At 71.0% G+C, this 24,181-nt stretch carries 20 protein-coding genes; 13 read left to right on the forward strand and 7 right to left on the reverse strand.

The features are described from left to right. The first annotated feature begins 39 nt into the window (after positions 1-39). Positions 40-1,932 carry a BglG family transcription antiterminator gene (locus Q9S78_RS07600; RefSeq protein WP_311870677.1) on the forward strand — a complete coding sequence of 631 codons (1,893 nt, stop codon included), beginning with the start codon at positions 40-42 and terminating at the stop codon, positions 1,930-1,932. Here Q9S78_RS07600 and Q9S78_RS07605 read toward each other — a convergent pair whose 3' ends face one another. The 3 genes from Q9S78_RS07605 to Q9S78_RS07615 are packed head-to-tail and all read right to left on the reverse strand — an operon-like array spanning position 1,933 to position 4,996. Further along, entirely contained in the window at positions 1,933-2,508 is a 576-nt protein-coding gene (locus Q9S78_RS07605) for a GNAT family N-acetyltransferase (protein WP_020096729.1), read from the reverse strand. Then, positions 2,505-4,169, reverse strand: a complete 1,665-nt coding sequence (locus Q9S78_RS07610; RefSeq protein WP_311869897.1) for a phospho-sugar mutase — start codon at positions 4,167-4,169, stop codon at positions 2,505-2,507. The genes Q9S78_RS07605 and Q9S78_RS07610 overlap by 4 nt, the downstream gene beginning before the upstream one ends. Next, on the reverse strand, positions 4,166-4,996 hold the full coding sequence (locus Q9S78_RS07615) for a purine-nucleoside phosphorylase (protein WP_018188764.1): 831 nt from the start codon (positions 4,994-4,996) through the stop codon (positions 4,166-4,168). The genes Q9S78_RS07610 and Q9S78_RS07615 overlap by 4 nt, the downstream gene beginning before the upstream one ends. 84 nt (positions 4,997-5,080) lie before the next feature. On the opposite strand from Q9S78_RS07615, the gene Q9S78_RS07620 reads away from it, so the two are divergent. After that, entirely contained in the window at positions 5,081-6,541 is a 1,461-nt protein-coding gene (locus Q9S78_RS07620; RefSeq protein ID WP_018188763.1) for an NAD(P)H-quinone dehydrogenase, read from the forward strand. A gap of 53 nt (positions 6,542-6,594) precedes the next feature. Here the strand turns inward: Q9S78_RS07620 and Q9S78_RS07625 are convergent, their stop codons facing one another. Together Q9S78_RS07625 and Q9S78_RS07630 are read right to left on the reverse strand one after the other, a co-directional pair. Beyond that, positions 6,595-8,376 carry an acetyl/propionyl/methylcrotonyl-CoA carboxylase subunit alpha gene (locus Q9S78_RS07625; RefSeq protein ID WP_028497343.1) on the reverse strand — a complete coding sequence of 594 codons (1,782 nt, stop codon included), beginning with the start codon at positions 8,374-8,376 and terminating at the stop codon, positions 6,595-6,597. A gap of 64 nt (positions 8,377-8,440) precedes the next feature. Then, positions 8,441-9,145 carry a Maf family protein gene (locus Q9S78_RS07630; protein ID WP_311869899.1) on the reverse strand — a complete coding sequence of 235 codons (705 nt, stop codon included), beginning with the start codon at positions 9,143-9,145 and terminating at the stop codon, positions 8,441-8,443. Positions 9,146-9,186: 41 nt separating this feature from the next. On the opposite strand from Q9S78_RS07630, the gene Q9S78_RS07635 reads away from it, so the two are divergent. Genes Q9S78_RS07635 through Q9S78_RS07650 form a run of 4 tightly spaced genes read left to right on the forward strand, consistent with a single transcriptional unit; the run spans position 9,187 to position 13,417 of the window. Next, positions 9,187-10,467: a class I SAM-dependent RNA methyltransferase gene (locus Q9S78_RS07635; RefSeq protein WP_311869901.1), complete on the forward strand. Its 1,281-nt coding sequence runs from the start codon at positions 9,187-9,189 to the stop codon at positions 10,465-10,467. A 16-nt stretch (positions 10,468-10,483) separates the two neighbouring features. Beyond that, entirely contained in the window at positions 10,484-11,140 is a 657-nt protein-coding gene (locus Q9S78_RS07640) for a response regulator transcription factor (RefSeq protein WP_018188759.1), read from the forward strand. Beyond that, complete coding sequence (locus Q9S78_RS07645) at positions 11,130-12,344, forward strand: ATP-binding protein (protein ID WP_018188758.1); 1,215 nt, start codon at positions 11,130-11,132, stop codon at positions 12,342-12,344. Before Q9S78_RS07640 ends, Q9S78_RS07645 begins: the two co-directional genes overlap by 11 nt. Continuing rightward, a complete protein-coding gene (locus Q9S78_RS07650) occupies positions 12,341-13,417 on the forward strand; it encodes a phosphatidylglycerol lysyltransferase domain-containing protein (protein ID WP_020096735.1) in 1,077 nt (358 codons plus the stop codon). The genes Q9S78_RS07645 and Q9S78_RS07650 overlap by 4 nt, the downstream gene beginning before the upstream one ends. Positions 13,418-13,658: 241 nt before the next feature. Here the strand turns inward: Q9S78_RS07650 and Q9S78_RS07655 are convergent, their stop codons facing one another. Beyond that, positions 13,659-13,886, reverse strand: a complete 228-nt coding sequence (locus Q9S78_RS07655) for an acyl-CoA carboxylase subunit epsilon (protein WP_020096736.1) — start codon at positions 13,884-13,886, stop codon at positions 13,659-13,661. Continuing rightward, entirely contained in the window at positions 13,883-15,481 is a 1,599-nt protein-coding gene (locus tag Q9S78_RS07660) for an acyl-CoA carboxylase subunit beta (protein ID WP_116228596.1), read from the reverse strand. The genes Q9S78_RS07655 and Q9S78_RS07660 overlap by 4 nt, the downstream gene beginning before the upstream one ends. Positions 15,482-15,609: 128 nt before the next feature. On the opposite strand from Q9S78_RS07660, the gene Q9S78_RS07665 reads away from it, so the two are divergent. The 7 genes from Q9S78_RS07665 to Q9S78_RS07695 all read left to right on the forward strand — a co-directional run bounded on the left by Q9S78_RS07665 (position 15,610) and on the right by Q9S78_RS07695 (position 24,167). Then, complete coding sequence (locus tag Q9S78_RS07665; protein WP_018188754.1) at positions 15,610-16,392, forward strand: biotin--[acetyl-CoA-carboxylase] ligase; 783 nt, start codon at positions 15,610-15,612, stop codon at positions 16,390-16,392. A gap of 66 nt (positions 16,393-16,458) precedes the next feature. After that, positions 16,459-17,013 carry a PH domain-containing protein gene (locus Q9S78_RS07670; RefSeq protein ID WP_116228597.1) on the forward strand — a complete coding sequence of 185 codons (555 nt, stop codon included), beginning with the start codon at positions 16,459-16,461 and terminating at the stop codon, positions 17,011-17,013. Between the two features lie 55 nt (positions 17,014-17,068). Next, positions 17,069-18,196 carry a 5-(carboxyamino)imidazole ribonucleotide synthase gene (locus tag Q9S78_RS07675; RefSeq protein WP_018188752.1) on the forward strand — a complete coding sequence of 376 codons (1,128 nt, stop codon included), beginning with the start codon at positions 17,069-17,071 and terminating at the stop codon, positions 18,194-18,196. A gap of 96 nt (positions 18,197-18,292) precedes the next feature. After that, positions 18,293-18,760 carry a 5-(carboxyamino)imidazole ribonucleotide mutase gene (purE, locus tag Q9S78_RS07680; protein ID WP_018188751.1) on the forward strand — a complete coding sequence of 156 codons (468 nt, stop codon included), beginning with the start codon at positions 18,293-18,295 and terminating at the stop codon, positions 18,758-18,760. 25 nt (positions 18,761-18,785) lie between these two features. Beyond that, complete coding sequence (locus Q9S78_RS07685) at positions 18,786-20,246, forward strand: LCP family protein (protein ID WP_311869904.1); 1,461 nt, start codon at positions 18,786-18,788, stop codon at positions 20,244-20,246. Positions 20,247-20,265: 19 nt separating this feature from the next. Continuing rightward, on the forward strand, positions 20,266-21,375 hold the full coding sequence (locus Q9S78_RS07690) for a glycosyltransferase (RefSeq protein WP_116228599.1): 1,110 nt from the start codon (positions 20,266-20,268) through the stop codon (positions 21,373-21,375). A gap of 92 nt (positions 21,376-21,467) precedes the next feature. Then, positions 21,468-24,167 carry an SH3 domain-containing protein gene (locus Q9S78_RS07695; RefSeq protein ID WP_311869906.1) on the forward strand — a complete coding sequence of 900 codons (2,700 nt, stop codon included), beginning with the start codon at positions 21,468-21,470 and terminating at the stop codon, positions 24,165-24,167. Positions 24,168-24,181: the final 14 nt, after the last annotated feature.

Genomic DNA, 24,181 nt, shown 5'->3' on the forward strand with positions numbered 1-24,181 from the left:
TTGACTGGACGGGTGAGCCGGGCGAGACAGGACCAGGTCATGGCGCTCCTGATCCGGGATGCCGCGTGGCGGACGGCCGGCGAGCTCGCCGACGTCGTGGGGGTCACGCCCCGCAGCATCCGCTCCTACGTCGCGGCGCTCAACGCCCGCGTCCCCGGCGGCGACGCGATCGAGTCGGGTCCTTCCGGTTACCGCCCGGGGCCCGGAGCCCCAGGGGCGCTGCGGACGGTCGCAGAGGAGACACCGCGGGATCGCCTGCACCGACTCGTCCGCGACCTGCTCGACGCGCCCGCGGGAATCGACGTCTACGACGCGGCGCAGCACTTCCACGTGAGCGAAGCGACGCTCGAGGCGGACCTCGGCCGGGTGCGCGCGCTCCTGAGCGGCACGCAGCTCACGCTGGAACGGTCCGCCGAACGCGTGCGGCTGTCGGGGACCGAGATGGCCCAACGCCGGTTGCTCAGCCGTCTCGTCCACGACGAGATGGAGCAGGGCGCCTTCGATCTGCGGGCACTCCGACGTGCCCTCGGCGAGAGCACCGCCGAGACCTCCGCCCTGGGTGCGTTCAAAGCCGAGCTGGTCGACGGTCTCGGGGAACTCGGCTACCTCGTGAACGAGTTCGGCATCGGCGACGTGATGATGCACATCGCGATCGCCGCCGACCGCGTCGGTCGCGGCCGCGGGCTCGACGGCGAGCCGGTCGGGGACTCGGCGGCGCGCGGCGAGATCGCCGATCTGCTCGATCGGCTCGCCGTGACCCACTTGGGCGTCCACCTCGGCGACGGCGACCGGGACCACCTGGCCGCGCTCGTGCAGACCCGCGTCGTCGCTCCGGGTGCCGCGGAGCCCGACGCGGTCATCCGAGACCGACTGGATGCCGACGTCGAGGAGGCCGTGCGAGCGGTCGTCGCGCGAGCGGCATCCGAGTTCCTCGTCGACATCGACCACGACGATTTCATCCTGAGGCTCGCGTTGCACGTCCAGAACCTGCGGCAGCGCGCCCAGGATCGGGCGTGGTCGCGCAACGCCCTCACCCGGTCGCTGAAGTCGAGCTACCCGATGATCTTCGACGTGGCGGTCTTCATGGCCGAGCAGCTCCGCGTCGTCGTCGGCGCGCCGCTCCACGAGGACGAGATCGCGTACATCGCGATGCACGTCGGCGGCCGACTGGAGCGCTCGCGTCAGTCCGCTCGTCTGCTGACGGCGACGCTCGTCTGCCCGGGCTACTACGAGATGCACGAGCTGCTGCGCACGAGCATCGATCGCGCCCTCGGTCGCGAGATCGAGGTCGTCGCGGTCGAGACGCGCGTCGATCCCGATTGGTCAGGGCTCGACACCGACCTGGTGCTGACCACGATCGATCCCCCCACGCCCTCCGACCGGCTCGTGCGGATCCAGCCGTTCCTCACCGAGCCCGACGTCGAGCGCGTGCAGCAGGCCGCGGCACGTGCCCGCCGGGCGCGACGCCTCGCGGGGCTCCGCGCCGAGCTCGAGCGCTATTTCTCGCCCGATGCGTTCGTCTCACGGCTGCCCGCCGACGCCGACGAGGAGACGGTCATCCGCGGTCTCGGCGGGCTCCTGGCCGCCCAGGGTGTCATCACCGAGGACTACGTCGATCGCACGCTCGAGCGGGAGCGCATCTCGTCGACCGCGTTCACCGATGCGCTCGCCGTCCCGCACGCGATCGGCATGACCGCGACGCGGACGGCGATCGCCGTGGGCCTCGCCGACCCGTCGATCCGCTGGGGCGACGGGCGAGTGCAGGTCGTCGCGATGGTGGCGTTCTCGGAGTCGGACCGCGAGGCGTTCCAGACGGTGTTCGAGCAATTCGTCGAGGTGTTCAGCGAGCGCGACAGCGTGCAGCGGATCCTCCGCCGCGGCACGAGCTTCGCCGGCTTCCTCGACGAGCTCGTCGCGGTCGTCGACGGCTGATCAGCCCACGAGGCGCGCGTCGAGTCCCATCCGGACACCCGGCCACTCGTGGGGGAGGATCGAGTACACCACGGTGTCGCGCATCGTCCCACCCGGTCCGATGCGGTGGTTGCGGAGCACGCCGTCCTGACGGGCGCCGAGCCGTTCGATCGCCGCTCGGGACTGCCGGTTGTGCCACGAGGTCCGGAACTCGACCGCGATCGCGTCGCACGCCTCGAACGCGTGGCCGAGCAGCAGCCGCTTCGCCGTCGTGTTCACCTCGGTGCGCTGCACGTCGCGTGACAGCCACGTGTATCCGATCTCGACGCGCCGGTTCTCGGCGTCGATGTCGCAGAACGTCGTCATGCCCTGCGGGCGACCGTCGACGACGACCGTGAAGGGATTCATCCGGCCCGCGTCCCGCTCGGCGAGGCGCCGCGTGATCTCATCGGGGACGGATGCCGGGATCGCCGTGTACCAGGCGTACTCGAGCCCGTCGCGTGCCGATGCCAGCGCATCCGCGTGCGAGGGGTCGAGCGGCACGAGCTCGACCCGGCCGTGTCGGAGGGTGACCGGTTCGGTCAGTGCGGTCGTCATGCCTGCGCCGCATCCAGCACGGCGCGCACACCGGCGTCGACCCCGCTCAGGCGCGCAGCGGCATCCTCGGCGGACTCGCCGCGTACGTCGAGGTAGGCCTTCAGCTTCGGCTCGGTGCCGCTCGGGCGCACGATGACGCGCGACCCGTCCTCGAGCCAGAGGCGCAGGACGTCGCCGCGCGGCGAGCCCTCGGGCGCCGTGAGCAGGTCCTCCATGCGCTCCACGGCGACCGAGCCGATGGATGCCGGGGGCGCCGCGCGCAGGGCCGTCATGATCCGGCCGATCACCGAGACGTCGTCGACACGGAGCGAGACCTGGCCGCTCGCGAAATGTCCGAAGGTCGCCGCGGACTCGTCGAGCAGGTCGCCGAGCGTCCTGCCCTCCTCGCGGGCCTCCGCGACGAGGCCGAGGATCGCGACCGTCGCCGAGATGCCGTCCTTGTCGCGGACCGTGCCCGGGTTGACGAGGTAGCCGAGCGCCTCCTCGAAGCCGTAGACGAGGCCCGGGGCACGGGAGATCCACTTGAATCCGGTGAGGGTCGCCGTGAAGTCGAGGCCGTAGTGCTCGGCGATCGTCTGCAGACCGGGCGACGAGACGAGCGAGCACGCGAGGGTTCCCGAGGTGGCCGTGCGGGCGGCACGCCAGCCGAGCAGCAGCCCCACTTCGTTGCCGGTCAACCGGTGCCAGCCGCCGGGGGCCGCGGCATCCGGGATCGCGACGGCGAGCCGGTCGGCGTCGGGATCGTTCGCGATGATCAGCTCCGCGTCCGCGCCCCGGGCGGTCTCGAACGCGAGGTCCATCGCGCCGGGCTCTTCGGGATTCGGGAACGCGACGGTCGGGAAGCGGCCGTCCGGCTCGATCTGCGCCGCCACGACCGTCGGCGCGGGGTAACCGGCGGTCTCGAGGACGCGAGCGAGCGTCTCGTATCCGACGCCGTGCATCGCCGTGTACACCCAGTTGAGTCCCGCCGCACCCGCCGGGGCGGGGGCGACGACGGCGGTCGCGGTGACGTACGCCTCGACGACGGATTCATCGGCGATCTCGTAGTCGTCCGAGCGCGGGATCGATCCGAGGTCCGCGCGCGCCGCGACCTCGTCGATGCGCGCCGCGATCTCGGCATCCGCCGGCGACACGATCTGCGCGCCGTCGTCGTCACCGCCGAGGTAGACCTTGTAGCCGTTGTCGTCCGGCGGGTTGTGGGATGCCGTGACCATGACGCCGGCCGAGGCGCCGAGGTGGCGCACCGCGAAGGCGAGGACGGGCGTCGGCAGGAGGCGGGGGAGGAGGATCGCGCGGAGCCCTGCACCGGCGAAGATCTCGGCGCTGTCGCGGGCGAACACGTCGGAGTTTCGACGTCCGTCGTAACCGATGACGATCGACGGCGTCTCGGCGCCGGCACGGTCACGGAGGTATGCCGCGAAGCCGGCGGCCGCCTGGCTCACGAGCACGCGGTTCATGCGGTTCGAGCCCGCACCGAGCGCCCCGCGAAGGCCCGCGGTGCCGAAGGCGAGGCGGGTGTCGAAGCGGTCGTGCAGGTCGGCTGTCGCGGCGGAGTCGCCCCCTTCGGCGCGCGAAATCAGGTCGGAGAGCTCCGCCCGGGTCGCCTCATCCGGGTCCTGCGCGAGCCACTCACGGGCGGTCTCGAGCACGCCCTCGCTCACAGGACGCCGATCACGCGGGCCAGCAGATCCGAGATGACGGGCTCGGCGTCGCGCCCGGCCTCGAGGACCTCCTGGTGGCTGAGCGGGGTCGACTGGATGCCGGCGGCCAGGTTCGTGATGAGCGAGAAGCCGAGGATCTCCATGCCCGCCTGGCGGGCGGCGATCGCCTCGAGGGCCGTGGACATCCCGACGATGTGGCCGCCGATGGCCTTCGCCATCTGGACCTCGGCCGGGGTCTCGTAGTGCGGCCCGCGGAATTGGCAGTAGACGCCCTCGTCGAGGCTCGGATCGATCGTGCGCGCGAGATCGCGCAGGCGCGACGAGTAGAGGTCGGTCAGGTCGATGAAGGTCGCGCCTTCGAGCGGCGAGTCCGCGGTGAGGTTGATGTGGTCGCTGATGAGGACGGGCTGTCCCGGCGTCCACGACGTCTTGATCCCGCCGGCGCCGTTGGTGAGGACCATGATCTTCGCGCCGGTCGCGGCGGCGGTCCGCACGCTGTGGACGACGCGGCGGACGCCGTGGTTCTCGTAGTAGTGGGTGCGCGCTCCGATGACGAGGACGCGCTTGCCGTCGGGTGTCAGGATGCTGCGGATCGACCCGACGTGCCCGGCGAGGGCGGGCTTGCTGAAGCCGGTGACCTCCGTCGCGTCGAGCGTCGCGGTCGTCTCGCCGATGAGCTCGGCGGCCTTCCCCCATCCGCTGCCCAGGGTCAGGGCGATGTCATGGCGTTCCACACCGGTGAGGCGTGCGATGTCGGCGGCGGCGGTGTCAGCGACCTCGAACGGGTCGATGGCGGGATCGTCGAGCGGGTGGGTCTCCTCGTGCATGCTCCCACTCTAGGAAGCGCCGACGCGCTCGGCCACACGATGCGTTCCGCGGCGCGGCGCACGAACCCCCGTCAGCCTGAAAGAATGATCCACATGTCTGTGAGCTTCGAGACCACCCAGAGTGTCGCGATCATCGGTGGCGGCCCCGGCGGATACGAGGCGGCTCTCGCAGCGGCCCAGCTGGGAGCCGAGGTGACGCTCGTCGAGCGCGCGGGCATCGGCGGGTCCGCCGTCATCACCGACGTCGTCCCGTCCAAGACCCTCATCGCCACGGCGGACGCCGCCGTCGCGATCCGCGGCGCGTCGGATCTCGGCGTGCAGCTGTTCGCCCGCGGCGACAGCGGCAAGCCGCTCAAGCCCGAGATCGCCATCAACCTGGGCGCCGTCAACAAGCGACTCCTCTCCCTCGCCCGCCAGCAGTCCGACGATCAGCGGGCCCAGCTCGTGGACGCGGGCGTCCGCATCATCTCGGGCCACGGCCGCCTCGACGGCACGCACGCCGTCGTCGTCTCGACCGGTCCCGGCGGCACCGACTTCGACCGCGTCGAGGCCGACACCCTCGTCGTCTCGGTCGGCGCGTCGCCCCGCGAGCTCGACAGCGCCAAGCCCGACGGGGAGCGCATCCTCACGTGGACGCAGCTCTACAACATGACGAGCCTTCCCGAGCACCTCATCGTCGTCGGGTCCGGCGTCACGGGAGCCGAGTTCGCCGGCGCGTACATGAACCTCGGCTCGAAGGTCACGCTGATCTCGAGCCGCGATCAGGTCCTCCCGGGTGAGGACTCCGACGCCGCCGCGGTCATCGAGAAGGTGTTCACCCGGGGCGGCATGGAGGTGCTCTCCAAGTCGCGCGCCGAGAAGGTCGAGCGCACGAAGGACGGCGTCGTCGCGACCCTCTCGGACGGCCGCACCGTCGAGGGGAGCCACTGCCTCATGGCGGTCGGATCGATCCCGAACACGGCAGGCATCGGACTGGAGGATGCCGGGGTCCAGCTCACCGGCTCCGGCCACATCCAGGTCAACCGCGTCGCGCGGACCTCGGTGCCCAACATCTACGCAGCCGGCGACTGCACGACGTTCCTGCCGCTCGCCTCGGTCGCGGCCATGCAGGGGCGGATGGCGGTCTTCCACGCGCTCGGCGACACCGTCATCCCGCTCAAGAAGGAGCGCGTCACCGCCAACATCTTCACCGCACCCGAGATCGCGACCGTCGGTAGCCAGGAGCGCGACATCGAGTCGGGCGCCGTCAACGGCACCGTGTACAAGCTCCCGCTCGCGGCCAACGCCAGGGCGAAGATGATGGGCGTCAAGGACGGCTTCGTGAAGATCATCGCGCGCGAGGGATCGGGGACCGTCATCGGCGGTGTCATCGTCGCTCCGCGCGCCTCCGAGCTGATCTACCCGATCGCGATCGCCGTCGAGCGGCGGCTCACGGTCGACCAGCTCTCCCGTGTCTTCGCGGTGTTCCCCTCGCTGGCCGGCAGCATCACCGACGCGACGCGTGCGATGCACCAGGTCGCCCGCGACGAGGACACCTACAGCTGAGGGCCGGAGGCGGGCCCGATCGGGTCGCCTCCGGCCCTCGAGGGCTCACTCCGTCAGGAGATGGTGAGCAGCTGGTGCCCCGCCGAGACGGTCGCACCTGCCTGAGCATTGATCGCGCCGACGACGCCGTCCTTGTGCGCCTGGATGGGCTGCTCCATCTTCATGGCCTCGAGGACGACGACGAGATCGCCCTTGACGACCTGCTGCCCCTCCTCGACGGCGATCTTCACGACGGTCGCCTGCATGGGGGACGCGACGGCGTCACCGCTCGCGCCTGAGACGGCGGACGACGCGTGCGAGCGCCGCGACGGGGGCACGGCGACGGGGCGTCCGACCGCGGCAGGGGCGTGGGAGAGGCGGTCGGGGAGGCTGACCTCGAGACGCTTGCCCGAGACCTCCACGACGACCGTGTGGCGGCCCTCCGGCTCGGCCGAGGGTCCTGCCTCGCCGTCCCAGGCGGGGATGTCGTTGTCGAACTCGGTCTCGATCCAGCGCGTGAAGACGCCGAACGTGCCGTCCTCACCGGTGAAGGCGCGGTCGCGCACGACCTTGCGGTGGAACGGCAGCACCGTCGGCATCCCGGCGACCTCGAACTCGTCGAGGGCGCGACGCGAGCGCTCCAGCGCCTCTTCGCGGGTGCGGCCCGTGACGATGAGCTTGCCGAGCAGCGAGTCGAACGCACCCGAGACGCTGTCGCCGGCGGTGACACCGGAGTCCAGACGCACACCGGGGCCGCCGAACGTCTTGAAGACGTGGATGTCGCCGGGGGCGGGCAGGAAGCCGCGGCCCGGGTCCTCACCGTTGATGCGGAACTCGATCGAGTGGCCGACCGGCTCGGGGTCGGCGTAGTCGAGCGTGCCGCCTTCGGCGATCCGGAACTGCTCGCGCACGAGGTCGATCCCGGTCACCTCTTCGGAGACCGGGTGCTCGACCTGCAGGCGCGTGTTGACCTCGAGGAACGAGATGGTGCCGTCGGCGCCGATGAGGAACTCGCACGTTCCCGCGCCGACGTAGCCGACCTCCTTGAGGATGGCCTTCGACGCCGAGTAGAGGATCTCGTTCTGCTCCGCCGTGAGGAAGGGTGCGGGGGCCTCTTCGACGAGCTTCTGGTGGCGGCGCTGGAGCGAGCAGTCGCGCGTCGAGACCACGACGACGTTGCCCTCGGCATCCGCCAGGCACTGCGTCTCGACGTGACGCGGCTTGTCGAGGTACTTCTCGACGAAGCACTCGCCGCGTCCGAACGCGGTGATCGCCTCACGCGTCGCCGACTCGAACAGTTCCTCGACCTCGTCGAACTCGCGGGCGACCTTGAGGCCGCGGCCGCCGCCGCCGTAGGCCGCCTTGATGGCGATGGGCATGCCGAACTCGCGGGCGAAGGCGACGACCTCGTCCGCACCGGAGACGGGGCCGGGCGTGCCGGGAGCGAGGGGAGCACCGACCTTCTCGGCCACGTGGCGGGCCGTGACCTTGTCGCCGAGTGCCTCGATCGCCTCGGGCGACGGTCCGATCCAGATGAGGCCCGCACCGATGACGGCGCGCGCGAATTCCGCGTTCTCGGCCAGGAAGCCGTAGCCGGGGTGGACGGCGTCGGCGCCGGAGCGGCGGGCGACCGAGAGGATCTTCTCGATCGAGAGGTACGTCTCTGCGCTCGTCGCTCCGCCGAGGGCGTAGGCCTCGTCGGCGAGGCGCGCGTGCATCGCGTCGCGGTCCTGGTCGGCGTAGACCGCCACCGAGGCCTTCCCCGAGTCACGTGCGGCGCGGATGATGCGCACCGCGATCTCGCCACGATTGGCGATCAGCACTTTCGAGATTCCAGTGTTCACGCTCTCAGGCATGGCTTCGAGCCTACCCACGTGACTGCCGGACTCTTTGGATCACTCGCACAAAGTCATGCGGGATTCATGTGGCGGAGTCCACTACGCCCGGGGTTGTCCCCGCCGTGTTCCGCGACGCCGGGGTTGTCCCCGCCGTGTTCCACAGCGTCGTCCACTCCACGCCGAGCTCGCGCACCAGCCGCCGCAGCGTCGACAGCGACATCCCGACGACAGTCGACGGGTCTCCTTCGACGCGCTCGATGAAGGCTCCGCCCAGGCTGTCGACCGTGAAGGCACCGGCCACCAGCAGGGGTTCCCCCGTCGCCACGTACGCGTCGATCTCGGCATCCGTCACATCCGCCGCGAACGAGACGGATGCCGCGGCCACCCCGAACGCCTCGGTCAGGGCGCCTTCCGGACCGACGAGGAACACGCTGTGTCCCGAGTGCAGGACGCCGGTGCGTCCGCGCATCGACTGCCAGCGGGCGCGCGCCGCCTCGGGCGTGTACGGCTTGCCGAGGATCTCGCCGTCGAGCTCGAACATCGAGTCGCCCCCGATGACGAGCCCCTCGAACCCCTCGGCAGCGAGCGTCTGCGCGACGTCGGCGGACTTGCGCCGCGCGAGCAGGAGGACGTGCTCCTCGGGGGGCAGGGTCCGGCCCTCCGCCGCCTCGGTCGTCGCGATCACCGCTTCCTCGTCCACCTGCGGCGCCCGCGTCGCGGGTTCGATGCCTACCTGGCGCAGGAGCATGAGGCGGGCGGGGGAGGTGGAGGCGAGGCAGACGCGCATGCGGACCACGCTAGCCGCGAGCGGTGTGACAGCATCGGAGGATGCAACCCGGAGACCTCCTCGACCTCGACATCACGGCCGTCGCGCACGGCGGCGTCTTCGTCGCCCGCCACGAGAACCGGGTCGTCTTCGTCTCGGACGCGATTCCCGGAGAACGCGTGCGCGTCGCCCTCACCGACACGAAGAAGTCGTCGTTCTGGCGGGGCGACACCGTCGAGGTCCTGGATGCCTCCCCGCACCGGCGCCCCCACGTGTGGACGCCCGCCGATGTCGCGACGGCGCCCGAGGATCGCCCCGGCGGAGCGGACTTCGGTCACATCGCTCTCGGCCACCAGCGCGAGCTGAAGACCGAGGTCCTCCGCGACGCCCTCGCGCGCTTCGCGGGCTCCTCGGCGCCCGTCACCATCGAGCCGCCGACGGCGCAGATGAAGGGCGACCGCGTCGTCGAGGAGTCTTCCGACGGCACCGGGTGGCGCACGCGGGTGAGCCTGCACGTCGACGAGGACGGCCGAATCGGACCCTTCGCCGCGCGCAGCCACCGCGTCATCCCGGTCGAGGAGCTTCCGCTGGCGACCCCCGGCATCACCCGCGCCATGGCGAGGCGCCAGGGAGGCTCGCCCGGCCGGCTCGACCTCGTCCAGCCGGCGGACGGCCGCGTGCGTGTCATCTCCCGGCCCGAGTCGACCCGTTCGCGCCGCCCCGGGCCCGTCGACCCCGCGGCCCGCGAGGTCGTGGTCGAGACGGTCGGCGATCGCGAGTTCCAGGTGGATGCCGGTGGTTTCTGGCAGGTCCATCGCCTCGCCGCGGGAACCCTGCATGACGCGGTCGCCGATGCCGTGGCGGGATCGGTGGATCCGGAGGGTTGGCACCTCGACCTTTACGGCGGCGTCGGGCTCCTCGCGGCATCCGTCGCGGATGCGGGCGGCCCCGGCACCCGGATCACCTCGGTCGAATCCGATTCGCGGGCGACCGAGCACGCGGGCGAGAACCTGGCGGCGTGGATCGGCGCGCGCGCCGAGACCGCGCGGGTGGACCGCTGGCTCGGCCACCTCGTCGACACCGCCACGCCCGCCCAGCGCGCACGTCTCGCGCGTGGCACCGTCGTCCTCGACCCGCCGCGCGCCGGCGCGGGAAAGGACGTCGTCGAACGGCTCGTGGCCCTCTCGCCGGAGCGGATCGTCTACGTCGCCTGCGACCCGGTCGCGCTCGCCCGAGACCTCGGCACCTTCGCTGAGCACGGCTACACGACGCCGTCGGTGCGGGCCTTCGATCTGTTCCCGCACTCGCATCACGTCGAGGCGATCGTCGTGCTGACGCGCTGACGGATAGGGTGAGCGCATGATCCGCGTCGCCTTGATCGACGACCACGAATCCGTGCGACTCGGCCTCGAGGCCGCCTGCAGTCGTACGGAGACGATGCGCGTCGTCTTCTCCGGAGAGAGCGTCGCGGCATACCTCGACTGGCGGACCCTCACGCAGCAGCATCCCGCCGATGTCGTCGTGCTCGATCTCACCCTCGGCGACGGGGCCACCGTGACCGAGAACGTCAGGCGCCTCGTCCACGACGGGTCACCGGTCATCATCCACAGCGTGGCCGACCGCCCCGCCGCGGTGCGCGAGGCGCTGGTCGCCGGGGCCGCCGGCGTGGTGAGCAAGGCTTCCCGGATCGACGAGGTCATCTCCGCCGTCGACACGGTCGCCCGTGGCGAGTCGCTCGACAACGTCGAATGGGCGTCGGCGATCGACGGCGACCGGGCGTTCGCCGATGCGCAGCTGTCGTCACGCGAGCGCGACGTGTTGCGTCTCTACGCCGCGGGTCTGCCGCTCAAGTCCGTCGCGGAACGGCTCGGGGTCGCCTATTCGACGGCGAAGGAGAACATCACCCGCGTGCGGGTCAAGTACGTCGAGGTGGGCCGTCCCGCCCCGACGAAGGTGGATCTGCTCCGCAGAGCGATGGAGGACGGCCTGGTCGACGAGGACTCCGGTGGCAGCTGAGGTCGCGACGACCGGGATGCTGACGATCCCGCCCGATTCGACCTTCTTCTCCCGCGAGCGCGTCGAGCGCATCCTCGCGTTCGTCATCGCCGTCGGGTGCGCGGTGCTCGGGCTCCAGTCGCTGTTCCACGCGATCGGGTCGACCCAGGAGGACCACGGCTGGAACCTGGTCCTCACGTTCGTCACGTTCGGACCCCTCGTGCTCATGATCGCCGCCGGTGTCGCGGGGCGGTTCTACCGGCCGCTCGCCGCGGCGTTCGCGATCATCTTCCCCCTCGTGCTGATCTGCTGGCCGATCGCGACGGCGGGCCGCGAGGCATCCGCCACCGCCGAACCGTGGATCTGGTACCTGCTGAACGTGGCCACCGTGGCGACGGCCCTGGCGTTCCCGCTGCTGCTGCAGTACCTTTGGTGCGCGCTGGTGCCGGTGCTCTACGGCGTCGTGCGGCTGATCCAGATCGGCGCCGACGTCACGAGCGTCATCCAGGTGTCGCGTCAGGTCGTGTACGCCATCATCCTCGCCGTCGTCATGATCATGATCGGCTGGATGCTGCGGCTGCTGGCGGAGCGGTTGGATCGCACCCGCGAGGATGCCGTCCGCTCCTACGCCGCGGCGGCGGCGGCCGACGCCGTCGAGCAGGAACGGATCTCCGTCGCCGCTCTCATGCACGACAGCGTGCTGGCCGCCCTCATCGCCGCCGAGCGTGCCTCGACCCCCCGCGAGCGCGACCTGGCCGTCGGGATGGCGCGAGACGCCCTCACGAGGCTGGCGAACGCCGATCGCGAGGCCGAAGAGGGGCCCGACGAACCCGTCGAGCCGACGTTCATCGTCGATGGGATCCGCGCCGCCGCCGCCGAGCACGACGTCGACATCGACGTGCGGATCGCGGTCGACCAACGCGCGCAGCCGCTCCCCGGTCGTGTCGCGCGCGCCCTCGCTCTGGCCGCGGCGCAGGCCGTCGTCAACGCGATCGAGCACGCGGGCGGCGCCGGCCTTCACGCCGAAGTGACGGCGGACGACCGCCGCGTCGTCGTGCGGATCGTCGATGCCGGCGACGGGTTCGACGTGCAGGCGGTGCCCGAGGATCGCCTCGGGATCAGCGGGTCGATCGTCGCTCGCGTCGCCGCCGTCGGAGGGCAGGCGCGCGTGCGCAGCACCCGCCGGGGCACCGCGGTCGAGCTGCGATGGGAGTACACGCGATGAACGTGCGCGTCCAGACCGGATTGTCGATCGTGGCGGTCGTCTTCACCGCCTACCTGGCGGTGGGCGGGCTCGTGTGGACGGCGCCGGTGCCGCAGCCCGCCCTGTTCATCGCAGCCCTGTCGCTGTACCTCGTGACCACGTGGCTCTGCGTGTTCTGGGGGTTCACCCCACGGCCGGGCGGTGACGCGCCGCAGGTGGAGCCCGCCCCCGGCGGTGCCGCGCCGCGCGTGGGCGGACTCCCGCTGTGGCTGTGTGCACTGGTTCTCGCCACGACGGTCCTCGTCCCGCTCGCGACGTGGTCGGCCGTCGCCGAGAACGCACGCCAGGAGCCGTTCGCCACCTGGAGTCTCGGCGGCATCGGTGCGCTGCTCACGATCGTCACCGTGCGCCGGCGACCCCTCATCGCCTGGATCGGCGTCGTGCTCCTCGGCGTGTCCTCGTCGCTGTGGATCGGCGTCCTCGCCTCGCTCGCGCTGGGCCTCGTGGGGGCGGCCGTCTGGGTCGTCGCCGCGCAGCTGCTGACGGCACTCGTCGATCGGGCGGCGGTCGACACCGCCGAACTCACCGGCATCCAACGCCGTTCCTTCGAGTGGCTCGCGAGCCAGGAGGGCAGGCGCCGTGAGCGCCGTGTCCGGGTGCAGCAGGCCCTCGCCGTCGCGGGGCCGCTCCTCATCCGCACGATCGAATCCGAAGGCGACCTCGAGCCGGAGGAGCGCGAACGCGCGCGCCTGGCCGAGGGATCGCTCCGAGACGAACTCCGCGGTCCCCGCCTTCTCGACGAGGCGGTCCGGGGGCGGCTCCAGGAGGCGCGTCTGCGCGGCAGCACCGTGACGGTGCTCGACGAGGGCGGGCTGGATGCCGTGTCCCCGGGCGCGCTCGACCGCATCCGCGCCGACCTGGCCGAGGCGCTCAAGGGTGCGTCGTCGGAGCGCATCTACATCCGCACGTCACCGCACCCGCGCGTGGCGGTCACGGTCGTCGGCCGCTCGCGTCGTCGCGACGATCCCGACGGGGACGAGGTCGTCGACCTCTGGCACGAGATCGCCCACCCGCGTTCGCCCATCGAGCGCTGACGCGCGACGCGGAGTCATGCGCTGACGCGCCGATATCCCGGTGAGGGAAGAGGCGAGGGGCGGCGAAGCCGCCCGCCCCTCGCCATGCAGGTGGTTACCCGAAAACCGACCCGCACATGCCGATCCGCGCTCTGAGGGATACGGATCGACAGAACGCAGAAGCGTTCCAGCGGTATTAGTCTTCCTGGTCGCGAAAAGCGTGTCTGTAGGTACTTTGGGGGACAAAGCCGGCCGCAGCCGCTCAGCCCGCCCAGCGACCCCAGGGCACGTCGCGGCGGAGGCCGCTTCGGACGCCGCGAGCCGACACCTGCCATGCCGAGACGGTCGGTTCGTCCACGACGGCCGTCTGCTCCTCGCGGGCGAGCGACTCGCTGACGACGGCGATCACCGCGGCGAGTTCCTCGGGGCTCGCGTCTCCGCGCCGCACCTGCAGGGGCGCGGCGGTCGCGGCGTCGTCCGGCAGGCTCACAGCGGGATGTTCCCGTGCTTCTTGGCCGGCTGGCTCGCGCGCTTGCCGCGGAGGGCGCGGAGCGCCTTCGCGACGGCGACGCGGGTCTGCGCCGGCTCGATGATGCCGTCGAGTTCGCCGCGCTCGGCGGCGAGGAACGGCGAGGCGACGTTGTAGGTGTACTCGTTCGCGAGGCGGGTGCGGACGGCGGCGACGTCCTCGCCGGCCTCTTCCGCGCGCTTGATCTCGCCGCGGTAGAGGATGTTGACCGCGCCCTGGCCGCCCATGACGGCGATCTCCGCCGTGGGCCAGGCGAGGTTGATGTCCGCACCGAGCTGCTTGGACCCCATGACGATGTAGGCGCCGCCGTAGGCCTTCCGGAGGATCACCGTCACGAGGGGGACGGTCGCCTCGGCGTAGGCGTAGAGCAGCTTCGCCCCGCGGCGGATGACGCCGGTCCACTCCTGGTCGGTTCCGGGCAGGTAGCCGGGGACGTCGACGAGGGTGAGGATCGGGATCGAGAACGCGTCGCAGAAGCGCACGAACCGGCTGGCCTTCTCGCCCGCGTCGATGTTCAGCGTGCCGGCCATCTGCGACGGCTGGTTGGCGATGATGCCGACCGTCCGTCCCTCGATGCGACCGAAGCCGATGACGATGTTCGGGGCGAACAGGGGCTGCACCTCGAGGAAGTCGCCGGCGTCGACGATGTGCGAGATGACCTCGTGGATGTCGTACGGCTGGTTCGCCGAATCCGGGATGACCGTGTTCAGCACCCGGTCGGAGTCGGTGGTCTCGAACTCGAAGCCCGATTCGTAACCGGGGGCATCCGACATGTTGTTGTCGGGCAGGTAGCCGATGAGGGTGCGCGCGTAATCGATCGCGTCGTCCTCGTCCTCGGCGAGGTAGTGGGCGACTCCCGAGCGGGTGTTGTGCGTGTGCGCACCGCCGAGCTCCTCCATGCCGACGTCCTCGCCGGTGACGGTCTTGATGACGTCGGGGCCGGTGACGAACATCTGGCTGGTCTTGTCGACCATGATGACGAAGTCGGTGAGGGCGGGGGAGTAGACGGCGCCGCCGGCGGCCGGGCCCATGATGAGGGAGATCTGCGGGATGACGCCCGACGCCGCGGTGTTCAGGCGGAAGATCTCGCCGTACTTGCCGAGGGCGACCACACCCTCCTGGATGCGGGCGCCGCCCGAGTCCAGGATGCCGATGATCGGGATGCCGCTGCGCAGCGCCAGCTCCATGACCTTGATGATCTTCTCGCCGGCGACCTCGCCGAGAGAGCCGCCGAAGGTCGTGAAGTCCTGCGAGTACACCGCGACGGTGCGACCGTGGATCGTGCCCGTGCCGGTCACGACCGAGTCGCCGTAGGGGCGGGAGCGGTCCATGCCGAACGCGGTGGTGCGGTGCCGCACGTATTCGTCGAGCTCGACGAACGAACCGGGGTCGACGAGCAGCTCGATCCGCTGGCGGGCGGTGAGCTTCCCCTTCGCGCCCTGCTTGGTGCGGGCGGTCTCCTCGGCGGAGACGACGGCTTCTTCATAGCGTGCACGCAGGTCGGCGATCTTGCCGGCGGTCGTGAACAGGTCGGGCTGATCGGTCACGGGTTCCACCCTAGCGAGCGCGCCCGCGGCGGCGTTGGATACCGGCGACAACGGCACGGCGGATCCGCTGTGGCATCCCTCAGGCCCCGCCTGTCAACCCGCGGGGCCTGACCGTCGCCGCGCTCTAGGGTGGCGGCATGTCGATCCCCGAGAACGGTTACCCCCGCGCCGCCGCGGTCAGCCCGCGCCTCCACATCGCCCCGAGCGTCGACTCGACGAACAAGAAGCTCCTGACCGATGCGTTCGACGATCCCGAGGGGCATCCCCACCTCTCGGTCGTCCTCACCCGTGATCAGCGCGCGGGACGCGGTCGCCTCGACCGCACCTGGGTGACCCCGCCGGACTCCGCGCTCGCCGTCTCGGTGCTCCTCCGCGTCGAGGCGGTTCCGACGTCCGCCCGCGGATGGATCCCGCTCGTGGCGGGCGCGGCCATGACCTCCGCCGTCCGCGACCAGTTGGAGGGCCGCGAGGTCGGACTGAAGTGGCCGAACGACGTCCTCGTCGGAGGGCTCAAGATCTGCGGCATCCTCGCCGAGGTCATGCCCGGAGACCCCCACACGGTCGTCGTGGGTGCGGGTGTCAACACGCGGATGACCGCCGCCGAGCTCCCCGTCCCCACCGCGACGTCCTTCGCCGCCCTCGCCCGCACGGCCGACGAGGATCGCCTGCTGGCCGACTACCTGACGGGCCTCCGCGACGCCGTCGCGGCGCTCGCCGTCGGGGGGACGGTCGCGGATGCCGCGATGCAGGCGGTGCGCGAGGTGTGCACCACGCTCGGCTCGGACGTCTCGGTCTCGCTCCCGGACGGCTCGACCCTCATCGGCACGGCGCAGCGGATCGACGACGAGGGGCGCCTCGTCGTCGAGGCCGCCGGCGTGACGCACGTCGTCTCCGCAGGCGATGTCGTGCACGTCCGATGACCTCCGTCCGATGCGCTCCGGGCGCGTCGGCGCGGACCGGTGCGCCGGGCGCGTCATGATGGTGCCGTGAGCCAGCCGACCGCGTATCCGGGACGTCCCCGGACGCCTGCGCCCGGCACCGCCGCGCCCGAACTCGTCATCGCCCGGCTGCACCGCCACGCCCGTCGACTGGCCTGGTCCGCGCTCGTCCTCATCGCCACTGCCGGGGCGACCGGGTACTTGAGCGGGAACCTCCCCGAACCGTGGGAGGACTGGATGCTGTGGGGCGCCGCATCCGCCGTCATCCTCCTCTTCGTGGTCCTCCCGTACCTCCGCTGGCTCGCCCACACCTATACGGTCACGACCCGGCGCGTCATCGAGCGGGCCGGACTCCTCAACCGGCGTCGCACCGACATCCCGCACGCCCGGGGCTACACGATCTCGGAGCGCCGTGGTCCGTTGCAGCGGATGTGGGGGAGCGGCACGCTGACCCTCGCCAACGGCGTGGACGAACCGCTCCGACTGATCGACATCCCCTCGGTCCGTCTCGTGCACGAGACGCTGTCGGACCAGGTCGAGGTCAGCCAGATCCTCGCCCACCGCGACTCCCACAGCATCCCGATCGCGGGTCTCGAAGACTGACCGTCTGCGACCGGGCACCGGTATGCGCGAGGATGGAGACGACAGGAGGAGCGGCATGGCACTGCAGGTCGGAATCGTCGGAGGCGGACAGCTCGCGCGGATGATGATCGCGCCCGCCGTGGAGATGGGCATCGATGTCCGGGTGCTCGCGGAGGAGCCCGGGATGTCGGCGGGACTCGCCGCCTCTGCCGTCGGCGACTACCGCGACCTCGAGACGGTCCTCGCCTTCGCGAAGGACGTCGACGTCATCACCTTCGATCACGAGCATGTGCCGCAGGACGTGCTCCGCGGTCTCGTCGCCGCCGGCGTCGCCGTGCACCCCGGCCCCGATGCGCTCGCCTTCGCGCAGGACAAGATCGACATGCGCACGAAGCTCGCCGAGCTGGGCATGCCGCAGCCCGAGTGGGCCGCAGTGGCGGATGCCGCATCCCTCGACGCCTTCATCGCCGAGCACGGCGGGCGCGCCGTCGTCAAGACCCCGCGCGGCGGGTACGACGGCAAGGGCGTGCGCGTCGTCGCCGACGCGGCCGACGCGGCCGATTGGCTGGATGCGCTGGAGGAGGGCGGGGCGCTCCTCGCCGAGGAGCTCGTCTCCTTCAGCCGTGAGCTCGCCCAGCAGGTCGCGCGGCGCCCGTCGGGCGACCTCATCGTCTACCCGGTCGTCGAGACCGTTCAGGAGGGCGGGGTGTGCGCCGAGGCGATCGCGCCGGCCCCCCACTCGGCGGGCCGACTCGCCGACGTCGCCGCCGAGATCGGCGAGGCGATCGCGACGGGCCTCGGGGTGACCGGGATGCTCGCGGTCGAGCTCTTCCAGACGGGCGACGAGCGGCTCCTCGTCAACGAACTCGCGATGCGTCCGCACAACAGCGGCCACTGGACGCAGGACGGATCCGTGACGAGCCAGTTCGAGCAGCACCTGCGCGCCGTCCTCGATCTGCCCCTGGGCGACACCGCGCTGCGCGCGCCGCACGCCGTGATGGTTAACATCCTCGGCGGGCCGGCCGAGGGGACGCTCGGTGAGCGCCTGCCCGCCGCCCTCGAGGCGCATCCTGCCGCCAAGATCCACACCTACGGCAAGGACCCCCGTCCGGGCCGCAAGGTGGGGCACGTCAACGTCGCCGGCGACGATCTCGACACCGTCGTCTACGAGGCGCGAGCGGCAGCGGCCTACTTCCTCGATTGACCCGTGCCGTTCCGGGCTTCTCCAAGCTCTCCCGCCTAGCCTGGTCGAGTGAATCGCCCCCTCCACTCATCCTCCGCCCCTCTGATCGGCGTCGTGATGGGGTCCGACTCGGACTGGCGCATCATGTCCGACGCCTCGCAGATCCTGACGGACTTCGGCATCGCGCACGAAGTCGAGGTCGTCTCCGCCCACCGCACCCCCGACAAGCTGCTCCGCTACGGGCGTGAGGCGCGCGAGCGGGGTCTGCGGGCCATCATCGCGGGTGCGGGCGGCGCCGCTCACCTACCCGGCATGCTCGCCTCGGTCACGACGCTCCCGGTGATCGGCGTCCCGGTGCAGCTCTCAACACTCGACGGCCTGGACTCGCTTCTCAGCATCGTCCAGATGCCCGCGGGCATCCCGGTGGCCACCGTCTCCATCAACGGCGCGAAGAACGCCGGGCTTCTCGCTGTGCGGCTGCTGGGCGCCACGGACGCGGAGGTCGGCGACCGCGTCGCCGCCTACGCCCGGGACCTCGAGTCGCAGGTCGAGGAGAAGAACCGACGACTCAAGGACTCCCTGTGAGCCGGATCGCGACGGAGGTACCCGGATGAGCGTCATGAGCCCGCCGCGATCGACCTCGACTCCGACGCGCGGACGCTCCGTCGTCGAGGAGCGGCCGCTCCGTCACCCCGACGACTCGGCGCCCGCGATGATGTCGCGGCGCGCGTGGTGGCTCGTGGCGTCCAATTTCCTGCTTCCCGGCTCTGCGCAGACCCTCGCCGGCAGCCGACGCCTCGGTCGCGTCGGCCTCGTGGCGACGATCGTGATGTGGGTGCTGCTCGCGGCGGCCGTGCTGCTGGGGCTGATGTGGCGGTCGCTGCTGACGTCGATCGTGGCCTCGGCGTGGACGCTCACCGGAGCGCAGATCCTGCTCTGGGTCTACGCGGCGCTGTGGGTCGTGCTCACGATCGACACGCTCCGCCTCGTCCGGCTGTCCCGTGTCCCCGGTCGGACCCGCGCTGCCGCGACGGTCGTGGCGCTCGTCCTGGCCCTCGTGCCCGCTTCCGCAGCCGCGTACACGGCGCAGTCGGTGATCGCGCCGCTGCGATCGGGCCTGTCGATCTTCGCGTCGGGCCCCAGCGTCCCCCCGTCGGACGGCTACTACAACTTCCTCCTCCTCGGCGCCGACAGCGGTCAGGGACGCGACTCCATGCGCTTCGACAGCATCTCGGTCGTCTCCGTGAACGCCGAATCGGGAGCCGTCACGATCTTCGGCATCCCGCGCGACCTGCGCCACGTGCCGTTCTCCGACGGCCCGATGCACGACCTCTACCCGAACGGGTTCGAGGGGCACGCGGGGCAGACCTGCGGATGGTCCTCGGGCATCAACCAGCTCATGAACGCCGTCGAGACATGCCGCGATGATCGCGGGAAGAGCCTCTACCCGGATGCCGCGGCGCAGAACTCCACCCCAGCCGTCGAGGCGACGAAGGACGCCGCCGAGGGGATCCTCGGCATCAAGATCCCGTACCACGTCTTCATCGACATGCACGGCTTCGCCGACCTGGTCGACGCGCTCGGCGGAGTGACGATCACGGTCAAGGAACGCCTTCCCGAGGGGCCGGGTCCCCGGTACCACGACCAGCCCGCCGAGGAGTGGGCGACGGGCTGGATCGAGAAGGGGAAGCAGCACATGGACGGGCAGACGGCGCAGTGGTACGCACGCTCCCGTTACACGACGAGCGACTGGGACCGCATGCGCCGTCAGCGCGAACTTCAGACCGCGATCCTCGCCCAGGCCACCCCGTCGACCGTCGTGACCCGGTTCAGTGAGATCGTCGCGGCGGGCAAGAACCTCGTGCAGACCGACATTCCCGACTCGTTGCTGCCGTTCCTCGTCGACCTCGGCGCGAAGGCGAAGGATCAGAAGGTCCAGGACCTCGAGCTCACCCCGAAGGGCGTCAACATCGACCCCGACAACCCCACCTCCGCGGACTGGCAGAAGATCCGCGGGATGGCCGACGGACTTCTGCACCCGCCGACACCGGCACCGAGCACCGCGCCGTAACGGCCGAGAGGGATCACCGATGACGACCACGCTCCGCGTCGTGTTCGACCCGTCCGCCCCGGCGACCGGGCCGGACCTCGTCGTCGCCTCCCGTGAGCTCGCGGCGGGGCTCGTCGCCACAGCCCCCAGCGGGTGCGAGGTGCGCGCCATCGTCCCGAGCGACGCCGGCGACGACACGCTGGCGGACCAGGGGGTCGCCGCCGCCGACCGACTGCCCGTGGGATCGGCCGCGGCATCCGCTCTCTGGCGCCGCGGACTCCGGGCGGGAGCCGGTGACGGGCTCATCCACTCGGCGACCCTCGCGGCCCCGCTCGTCCGACACGACCGCGTCCACGATCACGATCAGACCGTCGTGACCCTCTGGGACGTGCGGCCGTGGGACGACCCCGACGAGCTTCCGCGAGCGGATGCCGCCTGGTCCCGGGCCATGCTGCGCCGAGCTGTCCGCCACGCGGACGCCGTCGTGGTCCCCACGCACGAGCTCGCCCGTCGAGTGGCCGAGCTCGCCCCGCTCGGTGATCGCCTGCGGGTGATCGCGGGCGCGCCCTCGGACGATCTACGCGTCCCCACGGATGAGGTCGGGCGTCGCCGCGAGCTGGACCTCCCCGACGGCTACGTCCTGCTCGCCGGCTCGGCAGCGGCATCCGATCGGCTCCGGACGGGGCTCGAGGCGGTCGTGCGGTCCGGACGGGACACCGCCGTCGTCGTCATCGACGCGCCCGAAGGGGCGGAGCCCGCGATCGTCGAGCTCGCCGCTGCGGCCGGATTGCCCGAACGACGCCTGCACGTGCGAGGTCACCTCGGAGCGCCCGACCGCGCCGCCGTGATGGCCGGCGCCGTCGCATACCTCGCCCCCGCGGATTCGCGTGCGTTCCCGTGGCGGACACTCGACGCCCTTCGACTGGGTCTCCCGATCGTCGCGGCCGAGAGTGCGACCCACCGAGAGCTTCTGCTCGACGGGGCGACCTTCGCCGCCGGCGATCCGGGCTCGCTGGGGGACGAACTCGCCGCCACGCTGTCGTCCACGTCGACGGTCGAGCGGCTCGCCGTCCTGGCAGCCGATCGGGGTCGCGCGTTCAGCTGGGCGGGCGCGGCGGAGCGCGTCTGGCAACTCCACGCGGAACTCTGACGTCGGCTGTGAACGCCGTGGCAGCGGCGTGTCGCACGAGGCATCTTCCGTCTCGACTGGTATCAGAGCGTGACTTCAGTAACACTGTTCACATGCGCCTCACATCTTCCGTGCCCCGACACCCCCTTCGGCGCATGGCGATGGTGTTGGCGGCCGTGCTGTCGCTCAGCGTCCTCATGGCCGTCGTCCCCACGACGGCGGCTCAGGCGGCCGATCCCCGCCTCCCCTCGTCGATCACCGACGGCGGCTTCATCATCAGCGACGCGGAGTTCTTCAACGGAGGATCGATGACCGCCGCGCAGGCGCAGTCGTTCCTCGAGAAGCGCGTCCCCTCGTGCAAGGCGACCTCAGGGCCGACCTGCCTGCGGAACTTCACCGCCGACCTGCAGTCGAAGTCGAAGGACGCCTACTGCAACGCGGTCGCGGCGAAGAAGAAGGTCCGCGCCTCGGAGATCATCGCCACCATCGGCAAGGCGTGCAACATCAGCCCGAAAGTGATCCTGGTGATGCTCCAGAAGGAGCAGGGCCTCGTCACCTCCACCAAGCCCACCGAGTGGAGCTACCGCGCCGCGATGGGCATGAACTGCCCCGACACGGCGCCGTGCAGCGCGGCATCCGCCGGGTTCGTCAACCAGGTCTACCTCGGTGCCCGCCAGCAGCAGGTCTACGCGAAGAACCCCGGGTCGTACAGCTACCGCAAGGGGCAGGTGAACTCGATCAAGTGGCACCCCAACAGTGCGTGCGGCAGCTCCAAGGTGCTCATCAAGAACCAGGCCACGGCGAACCTGTACATCTACACGCCGTACCGCCCCAACATGGCGGCGCTCGCCGCCGGGTACGCGCAGGGCGACTCGTGCTCGAGCTACGGCAACCGCAACTTCTACAACTACTACGTGCAGTGGTTCGCCCCCGAGGTGTCGAAGAACCCCGGCGGAGCCGCGGCACTCGTCAAGGCGTGCACCGCACCGGCGGCCGCCGACGTCCTCCCGGCATCGGGTCCGGCTACGGTCACGACCGCGACCACGGGGCGCACTGCGCCGGTCAGCGGCTGCACCACCGGCGCGACCTCGCTCAAGGCCTCCTCCAAGGTGACCCTCACGGGCACCTACGGCTCGTGGGCGCGGGTGACGAGCGGATCGACCTCCCTGTGGGTCGCGAAGTCCGCTCTGTCGACGCCGGCGCCCGCCGGAGGCGCGTGTGCGGTCCCCGCCGAGTCGAGCGTGACGAAGGCGACCGGCACGATCACGGTCGTCACCGACAGCCTCAATGCCCGTAAGGCCCCGTCGACGCAGTGCCAGACCGGCGTGCGTGCGATCACCCGGGGGCAGACCTACCAGCGCACCGGTGTGTACGGCGTCTGGTGGCGCATCCAGGTCTCGGGAGCCACCTACTGGTCCCACAGCGACTACATGACCGTCAAGAACGATGCCCCTCCGGCGTCGACGATGTACCTGGCGACGACGACGAACATGACACCGTCGGTCTCGTCGACGGTGATCCAGGCGACGCTCCGCAAGGGCACGACCGTCAAGGCGCTGACGGTGTCGGGTGACCGTACCCAGATCACCGTCGACGGTATGACGGGCTGGGTGTACTCGTCGAAGCTCTCGGTCGGGAACCCCGGCGGGACCTCCGGCCAGGATCGGCAGAGCATCGCGGCGACACCGCTTCGTGCGACGGCATCCGCCTCGGGGAAGGTCCTGACGACGCTGAAGGCGGGCACGAAGGTCACCGTCTACGACACCTTCGGTGCGTGGCGCGCGGTGACCGCCGGCACGACGAAGGGCTGGATGCGGGACTCCGAGCTCGGCGCGGTCACGCCCGTGGTGACCACGAAGTACCTTTCGGCGCCCGACAATGTGGCCTCGACGGCGACGTCGACGGTGATCGTGGCGACGCTCCGTAAGGGCGCGGCGGTCAAGGCTTCGTCGGTCTCGGGGAACCGCACGCAGGTGACGGTCGACGGGATCACTGGCTGGGTCACCTCGTCGAAGCTCGTGGCGAAGAACCCGGGCGCCGCGGCCGGTCAGAGCAAGCAGAGCATCGCGGCCACGCCGCTTCGTGCGACGGCGTCCGCCTCGGGCAAGGTCCTGACGACGCTGAAGGCGGGCACGAAGGTCACCGTCTACGACGCGTACGGGCAGTGGCGTGCCGTCACTGCCGGCACGACGAAGGGCTGGATGCGGGACTCCGAGCTCGGCGCGATCGCTCCGGCGGCGAAGACGATGTACCTGGCGACTACGACGAACATGACGCCGTCGGTGTCGTCGGCGACGATCCAGGCGACGCTCCGCAAGGGGACGACCGTCAAGGCGCTGTCTGTCTCGGGTGATCGCTCGAAGATCACCGTCGACGGGTTGACGGGCTGGGTGTTCACGTCGAAGCTGTCGGCGAAGGACCCGGGGGCGGTCTCCGGTCAGAGCAAGCAGAGCATCGCGGCCACGCCGCTTCGTGCGACGGCGTCCGCCTCGGGCAAGGTCCTGACGACGCTGAAGGCGGGCACGAAGGTCACCGTTTCCGACACCTTCGGTGCGTGGCGAGCCGTCACTGCCGGCACGACGAAGGGCTGGATGCGGGACTCCGAGCTGAAGGCGGTGTCGTCGACGCCGGCGGCGGTCGTGAAGACGACCACGGCCGCTCTCAACTTCCGGGCGACCCCGTCGGCGTCCGGAACCAAGATCAGCGTCATCCCGAAGGGGACGAAACTGACCGTGACCGGCACCTCGGGTGTCTGGCGCAAGGTCACCTACCAGGGCAGGACGGGCTGGGTGAGCGGCGACTTCCTGCGCTGATGATCCGAGGGTGC

The sequence above is a fragment of the Microbacterium aquilitoris genome (assembly GCF_031932285.1).
In the GTDB taxonomy this organism is placed as follows: Bacteria; Actinomycetota; Actinomycetes; order Actinomycetales; family Microbacteriaceae; genus Microbacterium; species Microbacterium aquilitoris.

What these genes read in the sequence shown, in the direction of transcription:
- Q9S78_RS07600 (WP_311870677.1), top strand. Translation starts at nt 40, where the DNA reads ATGGCGCTCCTGATCCGGGATGCCGCGTGGCGGACGGCCGGCGAGCTC.
- Q9S78_RS07605 (WP_020096729.1), bottom strand. Translation starts at nt 2,508, where the DNA reads ATGACGACCGCACTGACCGAACCGGTCACCCTCCGACACGGCCGGGTC.
- Q9S78_RS07615 (WP_018188764.1), bottom strand. Translation starts at nt 4,996, where the DNA reads ATGCACGAGGAGACCCACCCGCTCGACGATCCCGCCATCGACCCGTTC.
- Q9S78_RS07620 (WP_018188763.1), top strand. Translation starts at nt 5,081, where the DNA reads ATGATCCACATGTCTGTGAGCTTCGAGACCACCCAGAGTGTCGCGATC.
- Q9S78_RS07625 (WP_028497343.1), bottom strand. Translation starts at nt 8,376, where the DNA reads ATGCCTGAGAGCGTGAACACTGGAATCTCGAAAGTGCTGATCGCCAAT.
- Q9S78_RS07630 (WP_311869899.1), bottom strand. Translation starts at nt 9,145, where the DNA reads ATGCGCGTCTGCCTCGCCTCCACCTCCCCCGCCCGCCTCATGCTCCTG.
- Q9S78_RS07635 (WP_311869901.1), top strand. Translation starts at nt 9,187, where the DNA reads ATGCAACCCGGAGACCTCCTCGACCTCGACATCACGGCCGTCGCGCAC.
- Q9S78_RS07640 (WP_018188759.1), top strand. Translation starts at nt 10,484, where the DNA reads ATGATCCGCGTCGCCTTGATCGACGACCACGAATCCGTGCGACTCGGC.
- Q9S78_RS07650 (WP_020096735.1), top strand. Translation starts at nt 12,341, where the DNA reads ATGAACGTGCGCGTCCAGACCGGATTGTCGATCGTGGCGGTCGTCTTC.
- Q9S78_RS07665 (WP_018188754.1), top strand. Translation starts at nt 15,610, where the DNA reads ATGTCGATCCCCGAGAACGGTTACCCCCGCGCCGCCGCGGTCAGCCCG.
- Q9S78_RS07675 (WP_018188752.1), top strand. Translation starts at nt 17,069, where the DNA reads ATGGCACTGCAGGTCGGAATCGTCGGAGGCGGACAGCTCGCGCGGATG.
- purE (WP_018188751.1), top strand. Translation starts at nt 18,293, where the DNA reads ATGGGGTCCGACTCGGACTGGCGCATCATGTCCGACGCCTCGCAGATC.
- Q9S78_RS07685 (WP_311869904.1), top strand. Translation starts at nt 18,786, where the DNA reads ATGAGCGTCATGAGCCCGCCGCGATCGACCTCGACTCCGACGCGCGGA.
- Q9S78_RS07690 (WP_116228599.1), top strand. Translation starts at nt 20,266, where the DNA reads ATGACGACCACGCTCCGCGTCGTGTTCGACCCGTCCGCCCCGGCGACC.
- Q9S78_RS07695 (WP_311869906.1), top strand. Translation starts at nt 21,468, where the DNA reads ATGCGCCTCACATCTTCCGTGCCCCGACACCCCCTTCGGCGCATGGCG.